The following is a 21,733-nucleotide window of genomic DNA, read 5'->3' as shown; positions in this document are numbered from 1 at the left end:
GACGAGTACTTGCAGCAGTACCGGGGCGAGCACGACATCCGCTCCACCTGGCAGGCCCGCGAACGCATCGTCGTCGGCCTCACCGGCGGACCCGAGGGCCGCACCCTCATCCGCAGGGCCGCCCGGATGGCCGCCAAGGGCTCCGGCAGCGAGATCCTCGCCGTGTACATCGCCCGCAGCGACGGCCTCACCGCGGCATCGCCGAAAGAGCTCGCCGTCCAGCGCACCCTCGTCGAGGACCTGGGCGGAACGTTTCACCACGTCATAGGCGACGACATTCCGGCCGCCCTCCTCGAATTCGCCCGCGGTGTCAACGCCACCCAGATCGTCCTCGGCTCCTCACGGCGCAAGTCCTGGCAGTACATCTTCGGCCCCGGCGTCGGCGCCACCGTCGCCCGCGAATCGGGCCCCGACCTGGACGTCCACATCGTCACGCACGGCGAGGTCGCCAAGGGGCGCGGGCTGCCCGTGGCCCGCGGCGCACGGCTCGGCCGGTCCCGGATCATCTGGGGCTGGCTGGTCGGTGTCGTCGGCCCCGCCCTGCTCACCCTGCTGCTCACGCACGTCGACGCGGACCTCGGTCTCGCCAACGACATGCTGCTCTTCCTGACCCTCACCGTGGCGGCGGCGCTGCTCGGCGGAAGGTCGAGGCCCTGGACGCCGGTGCCGACGACTACGTGACCAAGCCCTTCGGCATGGACGAACTCCTGGCCCGGCTGCGTGCGGCCGTCCGCCGTGCGGAGCCCACCGGGGCCGGTGAGGACGACGTGACGGTGGACACCGACGACTTCACGGTCGACCTGGCCGCGAAGAAGGTGAACCGCAACGGCCGTGACGTACGCCTGACCCCCACGGAGTGGCACCTCCTGGAGGTCCTGGTGCGTAACGCGGGCCGTCTCGTCAGCCAGAAGCAGCTCCTCCAGGAGGTCTGGGGCCCCTCGTACGGCACCGAGACGAACTACCTGCGCGTCTACATGGCCCAGCTCCGCCGCAAGCTGGAGGCGGACCCCGCGCACCCGCGGCACTTCATCACGGAGCCGGGGATGGGCTACCGCTTCGAGCGGTAGCCCAGCTTCGCGCGGTGGCCGGTCTGTCGGGCAGCCGGGCTTCGCGCGGCGGTGAGCGGGTACACCCACAGGTGAGCTCACCCATTGCGGGGGTGTCGGCGGCCACCGGTACGCTTCGGGTATGAGTGCTGTTCCTGGTTCTGCCCCTGGATCCGGCAAGCCGACGGGCCGCTTCCGGCGCATGCTCGACCGCCTGTCGACCTCCCAGCAGGACTTGGAGTCCCAGGAACTGCGCGAGGACGCCGAGACGACCGGATGCACCCGCATCGGCGACTGCCAGGACCGTCAGATAGTGACGGTTACTGGTACGTTGCGCACGGTCACCCTGCGGCCCCGGGCCGGTGTCCCCGCCCTGGAGGCGGAGCTGTTCGACGGCTCGGCCGCGCTCGACGTGGTGTGGCTGGGCCGGCGTTCCATCGTCGGGATCGAGCCGGGGCGCCGCTTGATCGCCTCCGGCCGGATCTCCATAGACCGCGGCCGCAGAGTGCTCTTCAACCCGAAGTACGAACTCAGACCGCTCGGACGGGAGTAACCGGTGACGTCAGTCGACAAGCCGACCGACCAGACCGTGGGCGACCGCCCCCAGGACGCGCACGACGCGCAGCAAGCCACGCAAGCCACGCAGGCCAAGCACGCCAGGCCCGCCCACGACGACGGGGGCGGCGACCCCGACACCAGGGCGCTGACCCAGGCCGCGCTGTTCGACGCCTTCGGCGGCATCCGCGGCACGGTCGAGACGATGGTCCCCGGCCTGCTTTTCGTGCTGATCTACACGATCAACAAGGATCTGCACATGTCGGCGATCGCGGCCCTGGCCGTGGCGCTGGTCCTCGTCGCGGTCCGCCTGGCGCGCCGTGACACCGTCAAGCACGCGTTCAGCGGCGTCTTCGGCGTCGCGTTCGGTGTGGCCTTCGCCATGTTCACGGGCAACGCCAAGGACTTCTACCTGCCCGGCATGATCTACGGCACGGGCCTCGGCGCGGCCTTCTTCCTCTCCGCGCTCGTGGGCTACCCGCTGCTCGGGCTGCTCCTCGGCCCGGTCTTCCGCGAGAACCTCTCCTGGCGCACCCGCAACCCCGGCCGCAAGAAGGCGTACACCAAGGCGTCCCTGGCCTGGGGCCTGGTCTTCCTCGCCAAGTACGCCATCCTCTTCCCGCTGTACTGGTGGGCGGACACCGAGCAGCTCGGCTGGGTCCTGATCGCCCTGAAGCTGCCCCCGATGGTCCTCGCGGTGTACTTCACCTGGATCTTCCTGGCGAAGGCGCCGCCGCCGATCGACGTGTTCGCGGAGATGGAGGCGGCGGAGGCCGCCGAGAAGGCGGAAGAAGAACGCAAGACGGGTAGATCCAGCCCGTCCGGCGTGTGAGGACGGGGCCCGCAGGGCCGACAACGCTCACACACGTGGGGGGCGCCCGGAACTTTCCGGGCGCCCCCCACCTGCGTAAAGCCCCCGGCTAGTTACGCGCGGATAGCAGGTCCTCGAGCTGCTCCTCGCGCGCCTGCGCGGCCACGAAGAGGAGTTCGTCACCCGCTTCGAGGGAGTCGTCCGCGGTCGGCGCGAGGACGCGCGTACCGCGGATGATGGTGACCAGAGAGGTGTCCTCGGGCCACTGGACGTCGCCGACGCGGGTGCCCGCGAGGGTGGACTCCGGCGGCAGCGTCAGCTCGACGAGGTTGGCGTCGCCGTGGCTGAAGCGCAGCAGCCGGACCAGGTCGCCGACGCTGACGGCCTCCTCGACGAGCGCGGACATCAGCCGCGGCGTGGACACCGCGACGTCGACGCCCCAGGACTCGTTGAAGAGCCACTCGTTCTTCGGGTTGTTGACGCGGGCGACGACCCGCGGGACGCCGTACTCGGTCTTCGCGAGCAGCGAGACGACGAGGTTGACCTTGTCGTCGCCGGTCGCGGCGATGACGACGTTGCAGCGCTGTAGCGCCGCCTCGTCGAGGGAGGTGATCTCACAGGCGTCGGCGAGCAGCCACTCGGCCTGCGGGACGCGCTCGACGGAGATGGCCGTCGGCGCCTTGTCGACGAGAAGGACCTCGTGGCCGTTCTCCAAAAGCTCACCGGCGATGGAGCGGCCCACCGCGCCGGCTCCGGCAATGGCGACCCTCATCAGTGACCGCCCTCCTCGGGGCCTTCGGCGAAGGCCGCCTCGACCTTCTCCACCTCGTCGGTGCGCATCATCACATGCACCAGATCGCCTTCCTGGAGCACCGTCTGCGAGGTCGGCAGGACCGCCTCGCCGAGCCGGGTGAGGAACGCGACGCGCACGCCGGTCTCCTCCTGCAGGCGGCTGATCTTCTGGCCGATCCAGGACTCCGAGGCGTGCACCTCGGCGAGCTGCACGCCGCCGGTGGGGTCGCGCCACAGCGGCTCGGACCCGGAGGGCAGCAGTCGGCGCAGCATCTGGTCGGCGGTCCAGCGGACCGTCGCGACCGTGGGGATGCCGAGGCGCTGGTAGACCTCGGCGCGGCGCGGGTCGTAGATACGGGCCGCGACGTTCTCGATGCCGAACATCTCGCGGGCCACGCGGGCGGCGATGATGTTCGAGTTGTCGCCGCTGGAGACGGCGGCGAAGGCACCGGCGTCCTCGATGCCGGCCTCGCGCAGGGTGTCCTGGTCGAAGCCGACGCCGGTCACACGGCGGCCGCCGAAACCGGAGCCCAGACGGCGGAATGCGGTGGGGTCCTGGTCGACGACGGCGACCGTGTGCCCCTGCTGTTCCAGGGTCTGCGCGAGAGCGGAACCGACTCTCCCGCAGCCCATGATGACGATGTGCACGTCGTTACCCCGCGCTCCTCATGGCTCTCGTGACCTGCGTAAATACCCTGCTGATGACTCTCGCTCCGGCTGTTCCCCGGTGGTGCGCGAGTCTGCTCTGGTCCACGTTAACGGCTTTCGCGCGGTGGCCTGCGCCCGGTCGGTCCCCTCACTCCACGGCGCGCAGCATGCTTTCCACGGACTTGACCCGTACGTTCAGCTCGACGAGCTGGCCGCGCACCGCGTCGGTCTCGGACCGGGAGGCCTCCAGGGCCTGGCGGTAGGCCTCCATCGCGGCCGCGTACTCACGGTCGCGCTCGCGGCTGCGCTGTGTCTGGAAGTACGCCACGGCGACGATGGCACCGGCCAGGATCACAAAGAAGGCGATCGGGATGATCGCGTCGCTCATGGGGGCGTCTCCTCGGGTGGGTGCTGTCCGGTCTGTCCGACCTGTCCGGTCTATTCGGCCTGTCCGGTCTATTCGGCCTGTCCGGCCTGTCCGGTCTCGCTCGCCCCGTCCTGCCGGGCAGCAGCCAGAATCGTATCGACGTTCAATTGCACGTCAAAAGGCGCGAGTTCGAAGTACTTGAGGGCCTTGCCGTCGTCGGAGAGCTCCAGCCGTCCGACCACCAGGCCCGCCTTCTCAAGGCGCTCCAGATGCATGTAGAGCAGCGGCCGGGAGACGCCGAGGCGGCGCGCCAGTTCGCTGACGTACAGAGTGCCGGACGCGAGTTCCTTGATGATCCGGAGCCGCTGGGCGTGCCCGACTGCGGCGAGGAAGGCAAGCAGCTCTTCGCTGTTCATGGCCCGCCTCTGTGCCGCTCCGATACCTGTCAGCCAAGGCTTACGCACGTCATGAAGCGCTGTCAAACCCTCCGTGCGGCCGTACCCCCCTCTGGAATATGACAGTTGACGCATCGAGCCTTCACCTGTCAGTCTCCGCTTACACCCGCCTGTAAGTCTTCACTTACACATGAAGTGCGGGGTTGTGCATGAAGAGGGGGATGGACATGCGAAGGCGGCGTTCGGTCATGGGCATGAGAGGGCGGCGTTCAGTCACGGTGCGCGTGGCCCGGTGGAGCGCGCTGCATCCATGGCGGGCGGTCATCGGCTGGTTCGTCTTCGTGGCCCTCTGCCTGGGCGGCGGGATCGCCGCGGGCATGAACAGCGCTACGTCGCAGGACTTCCGCGTGGGCGAGGCGGGCCGGGCCGAAGCCCTGGCCACCGAGGGCGGCGTCCAACAGCGGTCCACCGAGCACGTGCTGATCCGGGCCGCGTCCGGCCGCCTCGACAAGGCCGCCGCCGACGCCGCCGTGCGGGACGTCACCGCCCGGATGAAGACGCTGCCCGAGGTCGCGTCGGTGGCATCCCCGGTGCGCTCCGCCGACGGCCGCGTGCTGCGGGTCCAGGTGGAGCTGAACGGCTCCGAGCAGGAGGACCAGGAGAACGTCCCCCCGCTCCAGGCCCAGACCGCGAAGGCGGCGAAGGCGCACCCGGAGCTGGTGATCGAGGAGACCGGCGACGCCTCCGTGAGCAAGGGCGTCGCCGACCAGCGCGACGAGGACCTGCGGTTCTCCGAGGCGATCACGCTGCCCGTCACGCTGCTCACGCTGGCCCTGGTGTTCGGCTCCGTGGTCATGGTGGGCGTGCCGCTGCTGCTCGCCGTCACCTCGATCATGGCGACCATGGGCCTGGCGATGCTGGCCTCGCACCTGCTGCCCGACACCGGCGTGGGGATGAGCATGATCCTGCTCATCGGCATGGCCGTGGGCGTCGACTACACGCTCTTCTATCTCAAGCGCGAACGCGAGGAGCGGGCCCGCGCGGGCGGCCGACTCACCTCGGCAGCCCTGGTCGAGGCCGCCGCCGCGACCGCGGGACGCGCGATCGTCGTCTCCGGGTTCGCCGTGATCGTCTCCACCACCGCGCTCTTCCTCGCCGGTGACGTCATCTTCGACTCGCTCGCGACCGGCACCATCCTGGTCGTCGCCGTGGCCGTGATCAGCTCGGTCACGGTGCTGCCCGCGCTGCTCGTGGGGCTCGGCCGCCGCACGGAGCGCCGCGCCGCCAAGCGCCTGGCCCGGGGCAAGCCCGTTCGGTCGTACGGAGAGAAGAAGCCGGGGCGCCTGTGGAGCGCCCTGCTCGCGCCCGCCCGCAAGCGTCCGCTCGGCACCCTGTGCGTCGCGGTCCTCGCCCTCGTGGCGCTCGCCCTGCCCGCACTGGACATGAACCTGAAGAACCCGGCTCGCGACAGCTTCTCCCGCGACATCCCCGCGATGAAGGCCTACGACAGGCTGCTCGACGCCTTCCCCGAGCTGCGCGTCCGGCACCTGGTCGTGGTGCGGGCCAAGGCCTCGCAGGCGACCGAGGTGCGGCGGGCCCTGCGCGACCTGGACCGCAGGGCGGGGGCCGACCCGCTCTTCGCGGATCCCGCGGGCGGGCCGATCGTCCGGGCCTCCGCCGACCGCAGGACCACCACCCTTGAGCTGAACGCCGTGCACCCCACGTACTCGGAGGAGGCGGAGGCCTCACTCGACCACCTCCGCGGCGGCCACCTGCCCGCGACGGTCGGCAGGCTCTCCGGCGTCGAGACGGCCGTCACCGGCGAGGTCCCGCGCGGCACCGACTATGTGGCGCACCAGAACGAGAAGTTGCCGCTCGTCCTCGGCTTCCTGCTCCTGATGACGTTCGCCATGACGGTGTACGCGTTCCGCTCCGTCGTCCTCGCGCTGCTCGGCGTCGTGCTCAACCTGCTCTCCGCCGCGTCCGCGCTCGGGCTGCTCGTGCTCGTCTTCCAGGGGGAGTGGGCGGAGGGCCTGCTGTCCTTCGTCTCCCTGCACGGCGTCTCCTCGCGCGTGCCGCTGTTCCTCTTCGTGATCCTCTTCGGGCTCTCGATGGACTACCAGGTGTTCGTGGTCAGCCGGATCCGTGAGGCCGCGCTGACCGGCGTACCCACGCGGCAGGCCGTGCTCGACGGGATCGCGTCGTCCGCCAAGGTCGTCACAAGTGCGGCGCTCGTCATGGTCACCGTCTTCGCGAGCTTCGTGATGCTGCACATCCTGGAGATGAAGCAGATGGGATTCGTGCTCGCGGTGGCCGTTCTGGTCGACGCCTTTGTGATCCGCGTCATGATCCTGCCGGCGGCGCTTTTGCTGCTCGGCGACGCGGCCTGGTGGCCCTCCAAGGCGGTGCGCCGGGCCGGGGAGCGGCTGGTTCACGGGTACGAGTACGGGGGCACCGCCGGATCCGGAAGCGGCGCCGGTGCCTCCGGTGAGCCCGGCGCGCTGCTCGGCGGTGGAGCCCCGAGCGTCGACGGCCGGTGACTCGGGGAGGGTGCTGAGGGCGGGGCGGGAGGCGCCCTGAGGGCGAGACGGAAGGGGCCTGCGGGCGGGGCGCGAGGGGCCCTGGAGGCGGGGCGGGGCCGGAGTCAGGGCTCCGGTCCCGCCCCCTCGCGCCCCGGCCGGTATTTCCATATTCCCAACACTCGGGGTGCTGGGTGGGCGGCGCCCCCGGCGAACGCTTACGATCCTCTGCGTGTCCAAACTGACCGACGTGCCCAAACGGATCCTCATCGGGCGCGCACTGCGCAGCGACCGGCTCGGAGAAACACTCCTGCCGAAGCGCATCGCTCTCCCGGTGTTCGCGTCCGACCCGCTGTCCTCCGTCGCGTACGCGCCCGGCGAGGTGCTGCTCGTCCTGTCCGTCGCGGGCGTGTCGGCCTACCACTTCAGCCCCTGGATCGCCGTCGCGGTCGTCGTGCTGATGTTCACCGTCGTGGCGTCGTACCGCCAGAACGTGCACGCGTACCCGAGCGGCGGCGGCGACTACGAGGTCGCGAACACCAACCTCGGCCCCAAGGCGGGCCTGACCGTCGCGAGCGCCCTGCTCGTCGACTACGTCCTGACCGTCGCCGTGTCGATCTCCTCGGGCATCGAGAACCTCGGCTCGGCCGTCCCCTTCGTCGTCGAGCACAAGGTCCTGTGCGCGATCGCCGTCATCGTGCTGCTGACGCTGATGAACCTGCGCGGCGTCAAGGAGTCCGGCAAGCTCTTCGCGATCCCGACGTACGTCTTCGTGGCGGGCGTCTTCATCATGATGGCGTGGGGCTCCTTCCGGGGCTTCGTCCTGGACGACACCATGAAGGCCCCGACCGCAGACTTCGAGATCAACGCCGAGCACGAGGGCCTCGCGGGCTTCGCCATGGTCTTCCTGCTCCTGCGCGCGTTCTCCTCCGGCTGTGCCGCGCTCACCGGTGTGGAGGCCATCAGCAACGGCGTCCCCGCCTTCCGCAAGCCGAAGTCCAAGAACGCCGCATCGACGCTCGCCCTGATGGGCGCCCTCGCCGTCACCATGTTCTGCGGCATCATCGCCCTCGCCATGGCGACCAACGTCCACATGGCCGAGAAGCCCGCCAAGGACCTCCTCGAGAACGGCGTCCCTGTCGGCGGCGACTACGTGCAGAACCCGGTGATCTCCCAGGTCGCCGAGGCCGTCTTCGGCAACGGCAGCTTCCTGTTCATCGTCCTGGCCGCCGCCACCGCGCTCGTCCTCTTCCTCGCCGCGAACACCGCGTACAACGGCTTCCCGCTGCTCGGCTCGATCCTCGCGCAGGACCGTTACCTGCCGCGCCAGTTGCACACCCGCGGCGACCGCCTCGCGTTCTCCAACGGCATCGTGCTCCTCGCGGGCGCGGCGGCGCTGCTCGTCTGGATCTACGGCGCGGACTCCACCCGCCTCATCCAGCTCTACATCGTCGGCGTCTTCGTCTCCTTCACGCTCAGCCAGATCGGCATGGTCCGGCACTGGAACCGCCACTTGGCGGGGGAGCGCGACCAGGGCAAGCGGCGCCACATGCTCCGCTCCCGCGCGATCAACGCCTTCGGCGCCTTCTTCACCGGCCTGGTCCTGGTCGTCGTACTCGTCACCAAGTTCACGCACGGCGCGTGGGTGGCGCTGCTCGGCATGTGCATCTTCTACGCGACGATGAGCGCGATTCGCCGCCACTACGACCGGGTGGCCGAGGAGATCATCGCCCCCGAGGGCCCCTCCGACGACGACGTCCGTCCTTCCCGGGTCCACTCCATCGTCCTGGTCTCCAAGATCCACAAGCCCACGCTCCGGGCCCTGGCGTACGCCAAGCTGATGCGCACCGACACCCTGGAAGCCCTGAGCGTCAACGTCGACCCCGACGAGACCAAGGCGCTGCGCGACGAGTGGGAGCGGCGCAGCATAAGCGTGCCCCTGAAGGTCCTCGACTCGCCCTACCGCGAGGTCACACGGCCCGTCATCGAGTACGTGAAGTCGCTGCGCCGGGAGAGCCCGCGCGACGCGGTCAGCGTGATCATTCCCGAGTACGTGGTGGGCCACTGGTACGAGCACCTGCTCCACAACCAGAGCGCGCTGCGCCTCAAGGGCCGCCTCCTGTTCACCCCCGGCGTGATGGTCACCTCCGTCCCCTACCAGCTCGAGTCCTCGGAGGCGGCGAAGCGGCGCGCCCGCAGGCGCCAGGAGTGGAACGCGCCGGGTTCGGTGCGCAGGGGGCCCGTCGAGAAGCGGGCGAAGGAGAAGGAGAGCAGCAAGAAGGGGTAGCGGGAGCGTGGGGCAGCGGGCGGTGCCCGGTGCTGCCTGCGCTTCGGCCCGGCCGGTCGCGTGGATGAGGGCGGAGGCGCTCCGTCCCGGCCGGACGCGTGGACGAGGGCGGGGGTGACTCCACGTAGACTGGTGGGCTGTCGTCCCGGTGCCGCCCGGCCGTTCCGGCCGGAAGGCGCCTCTTCCCCTCTGACGTTGTGGAGTCACCCCGCCATGCAGGCTGAACCGAAGAACTCGCTGGTGGGCCAGGAGTACGAGGTCGAGGTGGGGCCGGTCGCGCACGGCGGCCACTGCGTCGCCCGCACGGCGGAGGGGCAGGTCCTCTTCGTACGGCACACACTGCCCGGCGAGCGGGTGGTGGCGCGGGTGACGGAGGGCGACGAGACGTCCCGTTTCCTGCGCGCCGACGCCGTGACGGTCCTCGACGCGTCGAAGGACCGCGTGCAGGCCCCCTGCCCGTACGCGGGACCGGGCCGCTGCGGCGGCTGCGACTGGCAGCACGCGAAGCCGGGGGCGCAGCGCCGCCTCAAGGGCGAGGTGATCGCCGAGCAGTTGCAGCGGCTTGCCGGGCTCACGCCCGAGGAGGCGGGCTGGGACGGCACGGTGATGCCCGCCGAAGGCGACAAGCTGCCCGCCGGCGAGGTTCCGTCCTGGCGGACCCGTGTCCAGTACGCGGTGGACCCGGAGACCGGCAGGGCGGGCCTGCGCCGCCACCGCTCGCACGAGGTGCAGCCGATCGACCACTGCATGATCGCGGCGGAGGGCGTCTCCGAACTGGGCATCGAGCAGCGCGACTGGTCGGGCATGGAGTCGGTGGACGCGATCGCGGCGACGGGTTCGCAGGACCGCCAGGTGATCCTGGCTCCCCGTCCCGGGGCGCGCCTTCCCCTGGTCGAGCTGGACAAGCCGGTCTCCGTCCTTCGCGTGGAGGAGAAGGACGGCGGGGTGCACCGCGTCCACGGCCGCCCCTTCGTCCGCGAACGCGCCGACGGCCGCACGTACCGCGTGGGCAACGGCGGCTTCTGGCAGGTCCACCCCAAGGCGGCGGACACCCTCGTGACGGCGGTCATGCAGGGCCTGCTGCCCCGCAAGGGCGAGACGGCCCTCGACCTCTACTGCGGCGTCGGCCTCTTCGCGGGCGCGATCGCGGACCGCGTGGGCGAGGAGGGTGCCGTACTCGGCATCGAGTCCGGCAAGCGGGCGGTGGAGGACGCGCGCCACAACCTCGCCGCGTTCGACCGCGTCCGCGTCGAACAGGGCAAGGTCGAGTCGGTGCTGCCGCGCACGGGTATCACCGAGGCCGACATCATCGTCCTCGACCCGCCCCGAGCGGGCGCCGGCAAACAGACGGTCCGCCACCTGTCGGGCCTGGGTGCCCGCCGCATCGCCTACGTGGCCTGCGATCCCGCTGCGCTGGCGCGGGACTTGGGGTACTTCCGGGAGGGGGGGTATCGGGTGCGGATGCTTCGGGCTTTTGATCTTTTTCCGATGACGCATCATGTGGAGTGCGTTGCCATCCTTGAACCTGCCGCAAAGGGTGCCTGACCCGCAGGTTCGGAGGGTGTGCGTTATGTGCACTGTGGGCGTTACAGGCGATGTCTTGACGCATATTCGACGCACGTGACGCCCGTTTGACGCACGTCCTGATGGAGCGTCAGGCTGTTGTTCTTGCAGGTGACGGTGCGTCGGGTATAGGTCGTCGGGGTTACGTCTTTCCCGCCTCTTGGTGAAAATCCATGGGTTGTGGCCCGATTTGGGGCTCAGTACGAGCGGGGGCCGTAGGGGCTCCAGTGGCCGAGGAAGGGCTTGAGATCGTCGCCGCTGGGCTTCGGTGGGCTGGGCAGCTTCGGTGCTGAGGCGGAGTCGGTGAGGCGCTGGAGGTGGGCGTCTGCGAACGCTAGCCACGCCTTGATCTCAGTCCTTTCTTGTCCGGGCGGCAGTGATGTGGCGTGGTCGCGTACTGCTGTGACGTACTCGGTCAGGCGCTTGGCCCGGTGCCAGGCGTCTGCCTGTTCTCCGAGGTGTTTGACGCGATAGGCGTGGGTGTATGCGGCGCGGGCTTCGTGCATGGCGGCTTCCCAGCGCTGTTGTTCCGCCTCTCGGGCTTGCTGGTCTGCACGGCGTTTGCGTGCTGCCTTGTGGCCTTGTGCTTCGGTGGCGGTGATGAGGGCCTGGATGATGCGCAGGGCTCGGCCTTGGACGGGTTTGGTCAGACCCATGGGCTGTGGCAGCTTTTGGAGGGCGGCCACGATGGGGTGGGGTTTGGTGAGTCTGGCCGGAACGGGGACCGGGGTGAGTTCGGCGAGGCGCCAGGCGGGGATGTCGACGAGCTTGATTTCGTAGCCGCGGTGGGTGCGGTATCCATAGAGCTCCTGTGTGTGGGGGATCTTGCCGGACTTGCGGGCGGCGCTGACCTGTGATGCCCAGTTCACGGCGTGCGGGCCGGATTCGATGGGCTTGATGAGGCAGCCATCGTTCGCGACCAGTTCATCGAGGAGTTGGTCCGCGTAGCTCGTATGGGCCTTCGGTACTGCCTTGGGCCGTGAGGGTGCCGGTTTTCGGCTGGATTGCTCAGGTGGTTCAGCGTTCTGCTCCACGGGGCATGTGCCGCGTTCGGTGAGATGCTGTCGCCCTTTGTCGGTGAGGTGGGCGCTCCAATGCCCGCGGCGTTTGGTGATTTTGACGAGCCCTCGGTTTTGCAGGGCCTGCACGCTGACTTTGTACGTGCTGTCCGGCCAGACTCCGTCGGGACATCCCTGGCCCACCCAGTCGAGCACGGCCTGCTGCCGCCCGTTGAGGGCCTGTTGCATGTGGTTCTCCTGTGGTTCCCGGGCGTGCTGCCCTGAGACAATGCCCGTCGCTTCCGAGGGAATCCGAGGCAGCCGTCGGGGACCCTCGTTCGGATGAGATGTGCTGGGTCGCTCGTCTACCAACGAAGCACCGGACGGCACGGTCAGGGGCGAATAGCTAGGTGAGCCAGCGTTCCCACAAACCATCCTCCTCGGCTGAGTACCATCAGTCAGGCTGGGCCGCGACGCCGCTGAGCGCGCGGGACGGGATGTGTAGGTGAGTGCGACGAGGGCGGCGTGGTATCTGCGGGGTCGTTCGGGAGAGACAAAGGCTCAACAGGACCTGGTAGTCGGCCATCGACTGTGTCCATGCCGGGCAGAAATGCATGACCTGGATCGGTGTGAGCGCGCTGGGCACGCTCAGGTACTGGGAGGATATGGCGGCGGGTGAGTTCAGCGACGTCGATCATTGGGGCGGTGGCAATGTGGTCGAGGAGTTCTGCCTGCTGAGGCTCCAGGGCTGTGAGATGCCGGAGCACGGCGAGGACTTCGACGAGTTCCCGGCTCCAGTCGGGTTCCCAGCGCTCGGGGCGTTCATGGTCGAGTTCACTGGTTACTTTGCTGGCGGCATGGTCGCTGCGGTAGGCGAGCCAACTGTCGAGCACGTTGCGCCCGCCCGTGGAGTAATTGCGCATGCGTGGAGCGACACCGGTGAAGATGCCGCCTTCGATGACAAGTCGCTGGACTTCGCTATCAAAGCTGATGGCCGAAGGGAGCTTATCGGGCGCAACTTCTCGGGCGTACGTGATCTCGGGGTATAGGCTCCGCCACCAGTTCGATGTGCCGGCCGGGCGACTGTCGGCGGGGTTGGTGCAGCGTGCTCCAAATGTTGAGGCCCACAGTATGTGGTGTCCCAGGCTGACTGCCTCGTGCCAGAGTCTACGATCGGCGGTCAGGGGGATGCGTACGCCGAGGGAGTTGAGGTCGTCCGCGTAACGCTCGGTGAAGGCTGGGTGGGCAGTGACAGCGGCGATGTAGGTGAGCAAGTCCTTGGGGAGGACTTGCTGCAGGCCGTATGAGTTGGCGAGGTGGGGTAGAAGTCCTGGGGTGATGTTGGGGGTTCGGTCGGCGTGCAGGAGCGGTAGGACGCGGCCGCCGTTTCCCTTGAAGTAGTCGTTGTCCGGAACGAGGGCGGTGAAGAGCAGAGCTGGACCGGTCTGTAATCGTTGGGTGTGCTGCTCGACTACGCAGATTTGGCCGTCGATGTCGGCCTGCGAAAGCTCGGGTCGGGAGCGGTCGATGACGCTGCCCGGCTTGCACCAGGGCATGAGCTCGGTTAGGGCAGAGAAGTCATCCCAGCCGCTCCGCGAGGCGGGCGTGAAAGGTACGGGCTCAACAGGTCGAGAAGTGAGCCACCCGGGACCGTTGATGTGCAGACTATGCAGTTGCTCCTCTTTGCTCTGTCGGGTGCCATGAACGGCAACGTAATGGATCGGGGCCAAGTTTTCTTTTCGCTCGCCTTGCCGGCGGACCAAGATGGCGATGGCCAACTCCTGCTGGACTCTCCCCGTCGAGAGTGCCTATGGATCGAGGCGCTGGGTGTGCGTGTCGATCCTGGCTCAGAGACGCGCCTCATGGCGGCGTCGCGCGAGCACGCTTCGTGGCCCGGTGGCCAACTCCATCCCGATACCAGTGGCGTTGTACTGCGGATAGGAGTTGGCTCGGGCTCGGGCTGCGTCAGACCTTCTCGGTCGTGATCCGGGCGTGGGCGGCGGTGAGCATGACGATGTCGTCGACATCTGAGGTCAGGATCGTGACGTGCCCGGGCTGAGCTAGGGCGGTGGCGCAGAGCATGGCGTCGATGGCGTATTTGTGGCCGTGCTTTCCGGTTGTGCGCAGTAGCGTCGCCGCCGACTGGGCGATGGCTTGAGTGACGGGCTCGACCCGGAGCCGGGACAGCGTCCATTTCAACGCGGCGTCGCTGATCTTCGGGTGGATAACTTCGACGAGCACTGCGGCGGAGGTGAGGACGGGCAGGTCGGTGTCACGGGCTGCGGTGAGCCACTCCTGGACCTCGCGGTCGCGCTGGACGGCCTTGGCCAGGCCCTCGCTGTCCAGGATGAGGGCACCGCTCACGCGGCCGCACCGGCCCCGGAGGAGGGTGTGCCGGTGAGCCTGGCCCGCTTGGCTGCAACGGCCTCCGGATCGGCAGGGCCGTTGACACTCTCGAAGTCGGCGATCAGCTCGTCCAGGCTGTCGCGCTCGATCTGGCGTTGGGCGGCTTTCTCTAGGTACGCGGATACGCCGCGCTTGCCTACTCGCTCGCGAATGGCCTGCAGGGTGCCGGCGGTGAGGGAGACGGAGATGCCGCTGCTGGGACCATCGCCGGGGAAGAAGTCGCTGTCATCGTCAGCCATGATACGAGTGTGGCATTTCTAATGCCATATGGCGACCTCCCGGGCAGCAACGTGCGACAAGAGATCGCCCGTAGCGCACGCAATGCACGTTGACCGCGAGGTCGGCTTGCTCCTGATGCGCCGCTGACCTGCGGTTTCCTTTCACATGTATTCGTTTCACATCTTTTCGATGACCCACCATGTGGAGTGCGTGGCGATTCTGGAGCCTGCGGAGACGGGGCGCTGAGCTGCTGTTTTGCATTCCAGGTGGTCAGCTCGACCTGTGTTCGCTCGCGGAATGCGTCGACTGAGGTTCGCTTGTGCAGAGCGCTCTGAGCTGCAAGTTCAAGGGCTGGCGTGGGTCTCGCGGCGGCGTGGCGATGCACAATGCAGAATTTTTGACGCTCGGATGACGCTCGAATATCGGAAGCCTCAACCTCGGACCTCTCCGGCCCTGGGCCGCAGACCGGGGCCGTCGGCGCGGGGCAAGGGCTCCGGTTCGGGGGCCGACTGCACCTCGCCAGCGGCGGCGCGTGCTGCTACCTCGTCGCACGCACCTCGGAACCGAGGCCGCGGCCCGACCGGGCCACGAAGGACGGCACCGTGGTCCGAGGTCTTGAGTGGCTGGTATCACTTCGCCACCCAGATACCAGTCCGGTATCGTTCCTGTATGGCGATGACACTCCGACTCCCCGAAGACCTTGACGCGAAGCTCACCGAGCGGGCTCGCCGGGAGGGTCGCAGCAAGCAGGAACTTGCCATCGAGGCCATCCGTGACGCCCAGCACCGGGCCGAGCTGAAGGTCGATGACGTCCTGGCCGAGCTGATGGACAGCGATGCGGAGATCCTGGACTACCTGAAGTGACCCAAGTGCGCTACATCCATATCGACGAGATCCTGGCCATCGCTCGCACGGTCAACGATACCGAGCACAGCGTGCGTGACATGGGACTTTTGGTGTCAGCGATCGAACGGCCCCGGACGAACGTGTTCGGGGCCGAGCTGTATCCCACGCTGCACGAGAAGGCGGCGGCACTGCTGCACTCCGTCGCTCGCAATCACGCGCTGATCGACGGCAACAAGCGCACCGCCTGGCTTGCCATGCGTGTCTTCCTGCGGTTCAACGGCGTCAGCGCCAGTACCGCCCCGCCACCCGTCTCCGTGGCTGGCCCGTTCGTCGAGGAAGTCGCGCAGGACAACATCGATGTACCGGCTATTGCCAAGCGCCTGTCGGCCTGGTTTCCCGTTTCCTGACGTTCGACGTCGTGGGTACGGGACGGAATGAGGTTCTGGGAGCGGTGCTGGCTTCTGGCAGTCCGCCGGGGGACTGACCCGTCCGTTCAGCGGGTGGATTCGTATGCTTTCGCGAGATGGGGCAGCGGGTCCGCTCGGCGCGAAGATGGCGTCCCACGCGCCTTCCCGTTTGGGCGGCAGGCAAGGTCCACATTGGCTACGGCGGTCTCTTCCCAACCAACACCGGCCCCTGCTTTCCCAGCGGTCACGGAACGCGCTGTCCGTGCCCCTCGCTCGCCCCCCGTGCGCACTGAGCCGGTCCTCTCGCCTCCAACAAGCTGTGTCTGCGGTATCCACCGTCCACGTCCACAGCTTGGAGGGGGGACAGGGTGCCGGAGGAATGGATACGGGCTCTCGTGGCGGACTTTGGATCCGAGTGCAGGGAGCGTCTGCGGGTCAGCGACACGGAGGCGTCCATCAGCCTGCCGGTGGCGAAGCTGGTGGAAACATTCGGGGCGCGCTGGAAGCTGAGTCCTCGCCTTCATCCTGAGTATCCCTTGCCCGAGGCCCGGGTGCGTCCGGACTACGCGGTGGAGACATCGGGGCGCATCACCGGCTTCCTGGAACTGAAGGCGCCAGGCACGACGTCACGCCCGACGGCTTCACGAAGCGGGACCGGGAGCAGTAGGAGCTGATGTGCGGACCGCGGTGACCCGGTACCAGTCCGGTTCCTGCGGTCACAACTTGGGCGCGCAGGTGCGCCCGGACGAGGGCTCGTGCGGCGGTGACGCGGTCGGGGTTTTCATCGGTGGCCTCGGCAGCGTCGAAGGCCGGGATGCCGCCCAGCCCGTGCTCCGCGTCGTCGAAGTTGTCCAACCTGGTCTTCGGTGCGGGAGGCGCCGTGTAGGCGTCGCTTCCCCAGTCCTGCCGGTCGGAGGAGATGGAGTGGGTGCCAGTCCTTCGTGCCCACGACGACGAGGACCTTTCGGGGTCATCCCCTCGAAGGCGGTCGTGGCGAGCGGTGCCTAGGGCTAGCCGCCGGGCCGTTCAGATCCGCGCCCCGGCCGGGCGCGGCGATCATGACGCGGGCGCCGAAGCGTGCGTCGACGGCTCACCGGCAGGTTCGGGGTTGACGGGCGTGCTCGCCGTAGCCCGGGTCGGTGATCGCTGGCGGGTTCACGAACTGGCCGACGCGCGCGGGCTGTCGGCCGCCGAACCGCTCGGCGAAGAAGGAGGGCATCCCTTCGCCCTCCGATTGCCGAGCAGCCGTGGAGAACCGTGCGGCGCACGTCGGCGGCGAACGGCCCGTCGTAGGAGGCAGGGCCGTGCGGCTCCGTGGCCGATGCCACGGAGCCGCACGGTGGTTACCGTCAGAGGCCGACGCTCGGATCGTCCGTGTTCTCATCCGGGTCCACGCTGTACAGCGGGCGGTCCTCGATCCCCAGGGCGCGCATCAGCTCGTTGGTCGGAATCCTGTACCTACGTCCGATGCGGAGGACGGGGCAGGGGAACTCGTGCTCGCGGATCAGCCGGTACGCGGTCGTCGAGCCGATTCCGAGTGCTCGGGCCGCCGTGCGCAGGTCCACTGCGACGGGCAGGTCGAACAACTCCGTGAAACTGAGGCGGCCCTCTGCCGGGTCCTTCACCCTCGCCTCCCCGCAGGGCGGACCGGCCGGGTGTCCGTGCGGCGCCCGGGCCGTCGCCTCTTCTCGGGGCTGTGACCCGCCGAACGGTCATGCGACCCGTCGTCGGTGTCGATGAAGATTCCCTGTCGGCGCAGATGCTCCGGGCGCACCCGAAAACGCAGCGGTGCGCACAGCCCGTCCGGGCCGTCCGGACGGTCGACCCGTACGTCCAGGCTCTCCGCCGCCGGAGCGTCCGCCTCCTCGCCGGACGCAGTGAGAGCGTGCTCCTCGGTGATGCGTTCGATCTGGGTGGAGGGAAGCTCCCGCAGCCCTTCCCGAGCGAGATGCCACGCCCTGGCGCGCGCCGCGTGCAGCAGGGAGGAGTCGGTGAGACAGCTCGCGCCGTTCCGATCCGCCAGCTTCTCCAGGAGAGCCAGGACCGTCTCGGCCTCCACGTCCGACCGGTCGGCCCGCAGGCGCGTGCAGACCCGGTGGACCGTCCCGGTCAACCGGGGCAGGGCCAGCCAGATCGCCAGGAGTTTCCCCGTGCTGTCTGGAGTCAGGTCGCTCTGCGCCGTGCGGATGACCTCCTTCCAGACCGCGGTGGCGAACTGCGGGTCGGAGCCGGGGCCGTACAAGGCCTCGTGCGTCTCGGCGGCGGTCAGCCGGACCGGATCAGCCTCGTCGGCGTCCGTGGGGACGAGCACGAAGACCGCGTCACTGGTCCGGGGATCGTCGAAGTGCCGCCTCACCGAGGCGAACGCACTGCTGTGCGGTGGATACATCAGGAAATGTCCTCTCTTCGGACTGTGGAAACCTGAGTCCGGAGGTGCTGGAGATACCGGGATGCTGGACGAGGTGGGTCCTGTGGTGGGGACGTACGGCCTCATATCCGCGTCAAGCGGAGACGAGTCCCACCAGCCTCACTTTGATGCGTGAGCATGCGGTAGTGGTCTCCTCGACCAGGTATCGCCGCCTTTGACCACGAGCGTGTAACAAGCGCGGCAGCCAGGCCGCGAGCTCGCCGGTGACGAAGTTCGCGAGGCTGGTGGGTGCCCGTACAGAACGGGCACCCACGAACTGTTGCGCTCAGGCGGTCTCGGAGGACGAGGTGTCCGGCGCCTCGGTGGGCGGGGTCGCCGGGGTGGTGTCCTCGGTCCGGACGGCCGCCCGCCGGCGGCGGCTCGGCGGCCAGTCGGGGGACTGGCGCAGACGGGCTGCCCGGCGGTTGCGCTGACGGCTGTTCATCGGGTTCGCGGTTCCTCTCTGATGAGTCGATGGATGACTAAGCCGCCGTTTCGTGCTTCTGCGAGCGGCTGGTGCCATCGTGCCCGGGGGTGAAGCGGGGCCGCAGAGCGAAAACTGAGGGATAACTGAGTCCCCGGGGGGCGTGAAGAAGCAAGTGCGTGTGAAGCGGCACAGCGCGGCGCACAGATGAAGGAGCGCCGGCGAGGGGCCGAATCACTGACTGCGGCGCGGTGAGGGGGAGGGCGATGGAGGGGTACGTGCTGGGCCCGGTGCGAGCCGAAGGGGACGGCGGCAGGAGGGTGGTCGAAGGGTCGAAGGTGGCGGCCCTGTTCGCGCTCCTGGTGACTTCGCCAGACTGCCGATGTAAGAGGAAGGACATAGCCGAAGTCCTCTGGGACGGCGTCGAGGACGTCGGCGATCTGGTTAACCGCGTCGTCGCCGACCTGCGGAAGCGGCTGGGCCAGGAGTCCGTGCCCCATAGCGGCAAGTCGGGTTACTGCACGCTCCGCGTGCCGGTGGGAGACGTCGACCTGCTCCGTTTTCGCGAAAAGGTGAAGCAGGCTGAGGGACTGACCTGCAAAGCGCAGTTCGAGCTGCTCGGCGCGGCCTTGGAGGAGTGGGACGGCGAGGACGAACCGCTGCACGGACTGTCCGAGACCGGCTTCCACTTGCGTCGGGAGGAGCTACGAGCCGAGTTGATGGCCGCCGTGTACGCGCGGCTGGACGCAGCCTACAAGTCCTGGGAGGTCAAATGGCTGCGCGAGGAGACGGAGAAATGGTTCGAGCGTGCGCCGGAATTGCCCCAGATCTTCCGGTTCTATCTGCTCGCCCACGCAGACCTGCCGGAGTCCCAACTTGAGCCGCTCATCAAGAAGTGGGAGAAGCGCAACGGAAAAGCGGATGACGCTGTACAGAGCGCCATTGACCAGGTCCGGGGAGAGAGCGGCCGGCCGGGCGGGGTGCTCCTGCCCCCCGTTCCCGACCAGTTGCCCGGCGGCAGGCGCAAGCCGATCGGGCAGGACGAGCTGATCGGTGACCTCTTCGAGGCCGTGTGCGAGGAACAGGATGCCGGCAATCTTGCGCTGGTCCTGATCAGCGGCATGGCGGGTGTCGGGAAGACCACGGTGGCCGAGAACCTCGCCGGTCGGTTGCGGGAGCGGTTTCCCGACGGGGTGCTGTGCGGCGAACTGAACGGATTCGCCGACGGAGACGTGCGGCCCGCCGAACCGGACGAGGTCCTGGACGGCTTTCTGGCCGCGCTGCCGCCCTACACCACGGTGACCGGAACGGAGAGCAAGAGCAACGCGCTGCGGTCGGCGCTGGCCCACCGGTCGGTGCTCATCGTCCTCGACGACGCGCTCAGCGCCCAGCAGGTGCTGCCGCTGCTTCCCGGAGACGGTACCTGCGCCGTGATCGTCACCAGTCGTAACGACCTTTTGCGGCTGCAGTCCGAGAGAAGGGTGCTGTTCCGCAAGATGGAGCCGCTGCACGAGGCGGACGCGCTGGAGGTGCTCCAGGAGAAAGTGTCGGCCGAGGACCGGGCCAAGCACGCCGTGCCCTTCAGCAAGCTGGTCCACCTCTGCGGTCGGTTGCCGTTGGCCCTTGTGGTGGTGGCCCGGCTCTTGGAGGTCGGTGCGCGTCCGCTGCACACCCTCCCTGCCCTGGTGCGGGAGATGGAGAAGGAGCTGGAGCGGGCGAAGCTGGACACCCTGGACCTGCCCGAGCACGAACTGTCGGTCCGCGCCGCGCTCAACTGCTCCGTGCGCGTGCTGAATGAGGAAGCCCGGCTGCTGCTGTGGCAGCTCGCTGTCCACCCCGGGCCCAGCGCTTCCTGGGAGGCGGTGATGGATCTGGGACGGGCAGTGGACGAAGGGACGCGCACCGACCGGGCCCTGGTGAACCTCGTGGCGGCGAATCTGGTGGAACATCACGGCGACCGCTACGGGCTGCACGACCTTGTGCGGGCCTTCGCCCTTCGGCACGTGCGGCCGGTGTCGGACGGAGAGAACGCGGAGATCGAGCGGGCGACCGTACGGCAGGTGCTGGAACACCAGATGCACAACGTCCGAGCCTGCGACCGGGTGCTCGACCGCGAACGCACCCTGCCCACCGGCGAGCCCGGAGCGGTCAGGGTCACCGACCCCGCGGACCTCGCGGAGGCGATGGCGTTCCTGGACGAGGAGTACGCCACCGTCCAGCGAGGCATTCACTTGGCGATCAATCGGCGTATCGACCGGTACGTGTGGCTGCTTCCGATGGCCCTGGTCGTCTACCAGTGGCGCCGTCGCCTGCTCGATGATGCGCGGCAGAACCTCCGGTACGCCGCCGAGGCGGCGGAAACCGTCGCCGACCCGGTCGATTGCGCCATGGTCTACCGGTCGCTGGCAGGGACCCACTGGCGGCTCGGTGAGTACGACTTGGCTGTGGGCAACCTGCGCAGGGCCGTCCGGCTCAGCGAGGAGGACCGCAGCACAGAAGGCCGGCTGAGTCTGGCCCGTACGCTGCACCGGCTCGGACTCACCCTGCGCAAGCAGGACGACCTGACGGGCGCGGAGGAAATGCTTCGCCGCGCACTGGAGTTGTGCGAGGAGATGTCCGACCGGGTCGGGGAGGCGGCTGTTCTGAACGTCCTCGGCGCGATCGACCTCGACCGGGGCGAGCACGAGCAGGCGCTCCGTCGGTGCGCCGACGCCCTGGGCGTGGTCGAGCGCACGACGGAGCGCAGCGGCCTGGCCGATGTGCTGTTCACCCTGGCCAAGGTGCACCTGGCCCGTTCCGAGCGGGACGAGGCCATCACCCTGTACCGGCAGGCCTCCGACATCTACCGCGAACAGGAGAACTGGCCCAACGAGGGCAAGGTACGGATGCTCTTCGCTGATGTCCTGGTGTCCGCCGGCGACACCGACGCGGCGGTGCGGGAACTGGAGAGAGTCATCGTGCTGCGTGAACTGATGGACGGTGAGGGGGTGCGGGAGGTCCGGGCGCGGCTGGAAGGGCTGAGGTGACCCGCCCGATCGGTGGC

At 68.6% G+C, this 21,733-nt stretch carries 20 protein-coding genes and 2 pseudogenes; 10 read left to right on the top strand and 12 right to left on the bottom strand.

Annotated features, from left to right (window positions below):
* The 4 genes and pseudogenes from IG78_RS0124640 to IG78_RS0124625 all read left to right on the top strand — a co-directional run.
* A pseudogene (locus IG78_RS0124640) lies at positions 1-642 on the top strand (universal stress protein); the annotation flags it as partial.
* Positions 642-1,067: pseudogene (locus tag IG78_RS0124635) on the top strand (winged helix-turn-helix domain-containing protein); the annotation flags it as partial. The pseudogenes IG78_RS0124640 and IG78_RS0124635, both read left to right, overlap by 1 nt.
* A gap of 121 nt (positions 1,068-1,188) precedes the next feature.
* Positions 1,189-1,599 carry an OB-fold nucleic acid binding domain-containing protein gene (locus IG78_RS0124630; protein ID WP_078965428.1) on the top strand — a complete coding sequence of 137 codons (411 nt, stop codon included), beginning with the start codon at positions 1,189-1,191 and terminating at the stop codon, positions 1,597-1,599.
* A 3-nt stretch (positions 1,600-1,602) separates the two neighbouring features.
* A complete protein-coding gene (locus IG78_RS0124625; protein ID WP_030566824.1) occupies positions 1,603-2,433 on the top strand; it encodes a DUF3159 domain-containing protein in 831 nt (276 codons plus the stop codon).
* An 88-nt stretch (positions 2,434-2,521) separates the two neighbouring features.
* Here IG78_RS0124625 and IG78_RS0124620 read toward each other — a convergent pair whose 3' ends face one another.
* From IG78_RS0124620 to IG78_RS0124605, 4 genes are all read right to left on the bottom strand, one after another.
* The gene (locus IG78_RS0124620; RefSeq protein WP_030566822.1) at positions 2,522-3,184 is read right to left on the bottom strand and encodes a potassium channel family protein; all 663 of its coding nucleotides are present in this window, start codon (positions 3,182-3,184) and stop codon (positions 2,522-2,524) included.
* Positions 3,184-3,852 carry a potassium channel family protein gene (locus IG78_RS0124615; RefSeq protein WP_030566820.1) on the bottom strand — a complete coding sequence of 223 codons (669 nt, stop codon included), beginning with the start codon at positions 3,850-3,852 and terminating at the stop codon, positions 3,184-3,186. The genes IG78_RS0124620 and IG78_RS0124615 overlap by 1 nt, the downstream gene beginning before the upstream one ends.
* A 148-nt stretch (positions 3,853-4,000) precedes the next feature.
* Complete coding sequence (locus IG78_RS0124610) at positions 4,001-4,240, bottom strand: hypothetical protein (RefSeq protein ID WP_030566818.1); 240 nt, start codon at positions 4,238-4,240, stop codon at positions 4,001-4,003.
* Positions 4,241-4,308: 68 nt separating this feature from the next.
* Positions 4,309-4,635 (bottom strand): ArsR/SmtB family transcription factor, encoded by a 327-nt coding sequence (locus IG78_RS0124605; RefSeq protein ID WP_030566816.1) that lies wholly within the window; start codon positions 4,633-4,635, stop codon positions 4,309-4,311.
* Positions 4,636-4,868: 233 nt separating this feature from the next.
* Between IG78_RS0124605 and IG78_RS0124600 the strand changes: the two genes are divergently transcribed.
* From IG78_RS0124600 to IG78_RS0124590, 3 genes are all read left to right on the top strand, one after another.
* Positions 4,869-7,154 carry an MMPL family transporter gene (locus tag IG78_RS0124600; RefSeq protein ID WP_051852943.1) on the top strand — a complete coding sequence of 762 codons (2,286 nt, stop codon included), beginning with the start codon at positions 4,869-4,871 and terminating at the stop codon, positions 7,152-7,154.
* Between the two features lie 211 nt (positions 7,155-7,365).
* The gene (locus IG78_RS0124595; RefSeq protein WP_030566813.1) at positions 7,366-9,420 is read left to right on the top strand and encodes an APC family permease; all 2,055 of its coding nucleotides are present in this window, start codon (positions 7,366-7,368) and stop codon (positions 9,418-9,420) included.
* A gap of 213 nt (positions 9,421-9,633) precedes the next feature.
* Positions 9,634-10,965, top strand: coding sequence for a class I SAM-dependent RNA methyltransferase (locus IG78_RS0124590; RefSeq protein ID WP_030566811.1), 1,332 nt, complete (start codon positions 9,634-9,636; stop codon positions 10,963-10,965).
* A gap of 215 nt (positions 10,966-11,180) precedes the next feature.
* On the opposite strand, the gene IG78_RS51595 is transcribed toward IG78_RS0124590, so the two are convergent.
* The 4 genes from IG78_RS51595 to IG78_RS0124565 form a co-directional block, all read right to left on the bottom strand.
* Positions 11,181-12,230 (bottom strand): hypothetical protein, encoded by a 1,050-nt coding sequence (locus IG78_RS51595; RefSeq protein WP_225882190.1) that lies wholly within the window; start codon positions 12,228-12,230, stop codon positions 11,181-11,183.
* 209 nt (positions 12,231-12,439) lie between these two features.
* Complete coding sequence (locus IG78_RS49410; RefSeq protein WP_157855873.1) at positions 12,440-13,759, bottom strand: type ISP restriction/modification enzyme; 1,320 nt, start codon at positions 13,757-13,759, stop codon at positions 12,440-12,442.
* A 187-nt stretch (positions 13,760-13,946) separates the two neighbouring features.
* On the bottom strand, positions 13,947-14,345 hold the full coding sequence (locus IG78_RS0124570; RefSeq protein WP_030566800.1) for a PIN domain-containing protein: 399 nt from the start codon (positions 14,343-14,345) through the stop codon (positions 13,947-13,949).
* Positions 14,342-14,626: a hypothetical protein gene (locus tag IG78_RS0124565; RefSeq protein WP_030566798.1), complete on the bottom strand. Its 285-nt coding sequence runs from the start codon at positions 14,624-14,626 to the stop codon at positions 14,342-14,344. Before IG78_RS0124565 ends, IG78_RS0124570 begins: the two co-directional genes overlap by 4 nt.
* A gap of 649 nt (positions 14,627-15,275) precedes the next feature.
* On the opposite strand from IG78_RS0124565, the gene IG78_RS0124560 reads away from it, so the two are divergent.
* Together IG78_RS0124560 and IG78_RS0124555 are read left to right on the top strand one after the other, a co-directional pair.
* Positions 15,276-15,470 carry a ribbon-helix-helix protein, CopG family gene (locus tag IG78_RS0124560; protein ID WP_030566796.1) on the top strand — a complete coding sequence of 65 codons (195 nt, stop codon included), beginning with the start codon at positions 15,276-15,278 and terminating at the stop codon, positions 15,468-15,470.
* Positions 15,467-15,859: a type II toxin-antitoxin system death-on-curing family toxin gene (locus IG78_RS0124555; protein ID WP_030566794.1), complete on the top strand. Its 393-nt coding sequence runs from the start codon at positions 15,467-15,469 to the stop codon at positions 15,857-15,859. The genes IG78_RS0124560 and IG78_RS0124555 overlap by 4 nt, the downstream gene beginning before the upstream one ends.
* A gap of 1,090 nt (positions 15,860-16,949) precedes the next feature.
* Here IG78_RS0124555 and IG78_RS52215 read toward each other — a convergent pair.
* The 4 genes from IG78_RS52215 to IG78_RS49405 form a co-directional block, all read right to left on the bottom strand.
* Complete coding sequence (locus tag IG78_RS52215; RefSeq protein ID WP_263972730.1) at positions 16,950-17,078, bottom strand: hypothetical protein; 129 nt, start codon at positions 17,076-17,078, stop codon at positions 16,950-16,952.
* Positions 17,079-17,208: 130 nt separating this feature from the next.
* Entirely contained in the window at positions 17,209-17,484 is a 276-nt protein-coding gene (locus IG78_RS0124545; protein WP_030566792.1) for a helix-turn-helix domain-containing protein, read from the bottom strand.
* The gene (locus tag IG78_RS0124540) at positions 17,481-18,248 is read right to left on the bottom strand and encodes a hypothetical protein (protein ID WP_030566790.1); all 768 of its coding nucleotides are present in this window, start codon (positions 18,246-18,248) and stop codon (positions 17,481-17,483) included. The genes IG78_RS0124545 and IG78_RS0124540 overlap by 4 nt, the downstream gene beginning before the upstream one ends.
* A gap of 304 nt (positions 18,249-18,552) precedes the next feature.
* Positions 18,553-18,711, bottom strand: coding sequence for a hypothetical protein (locus IG78_RS49405; protein ID WP_157854403.1), 159 nt, complete (start codon positions 18,709-18,711; stop codon positions 18,553-18,555).
* A 245-nt stretch (positions 18,712-18,956) separates the two neighbouring features.
* Here IG78_RS49405 and IG78_RS0124530 point away from each other — a divergent pair, with 245 nt between their 5' ends.
* Positions 18,957-21,716 (top strand): AfsR/SARP family transcriptional regulator, encoded by a 2,760-nt coding sequence (locus IG78_RS0124530; protein WP_030566788.1) that lies wholly within the window; start codon positions 18,957-18,959, stop codon positions 21,714-21,716.
* Positions 21,717-21,733 lie beyond the last annotated feature (17 nt).

The organism is Streptomyces aureocirculatus, from assembly GCF_000720475.1.
Taxonomy (GTDB): Bacteria; Actinomycetota; Actinomycetes; order Streptomycetales; family Streptomycetaceae; genus Streptomyces; species Streptomyces aureocirculatus.
Note: the sequence above shows the minus strand (reverse complement) of the source record. Positions and strands in the feature narration are given on the sequence as shown.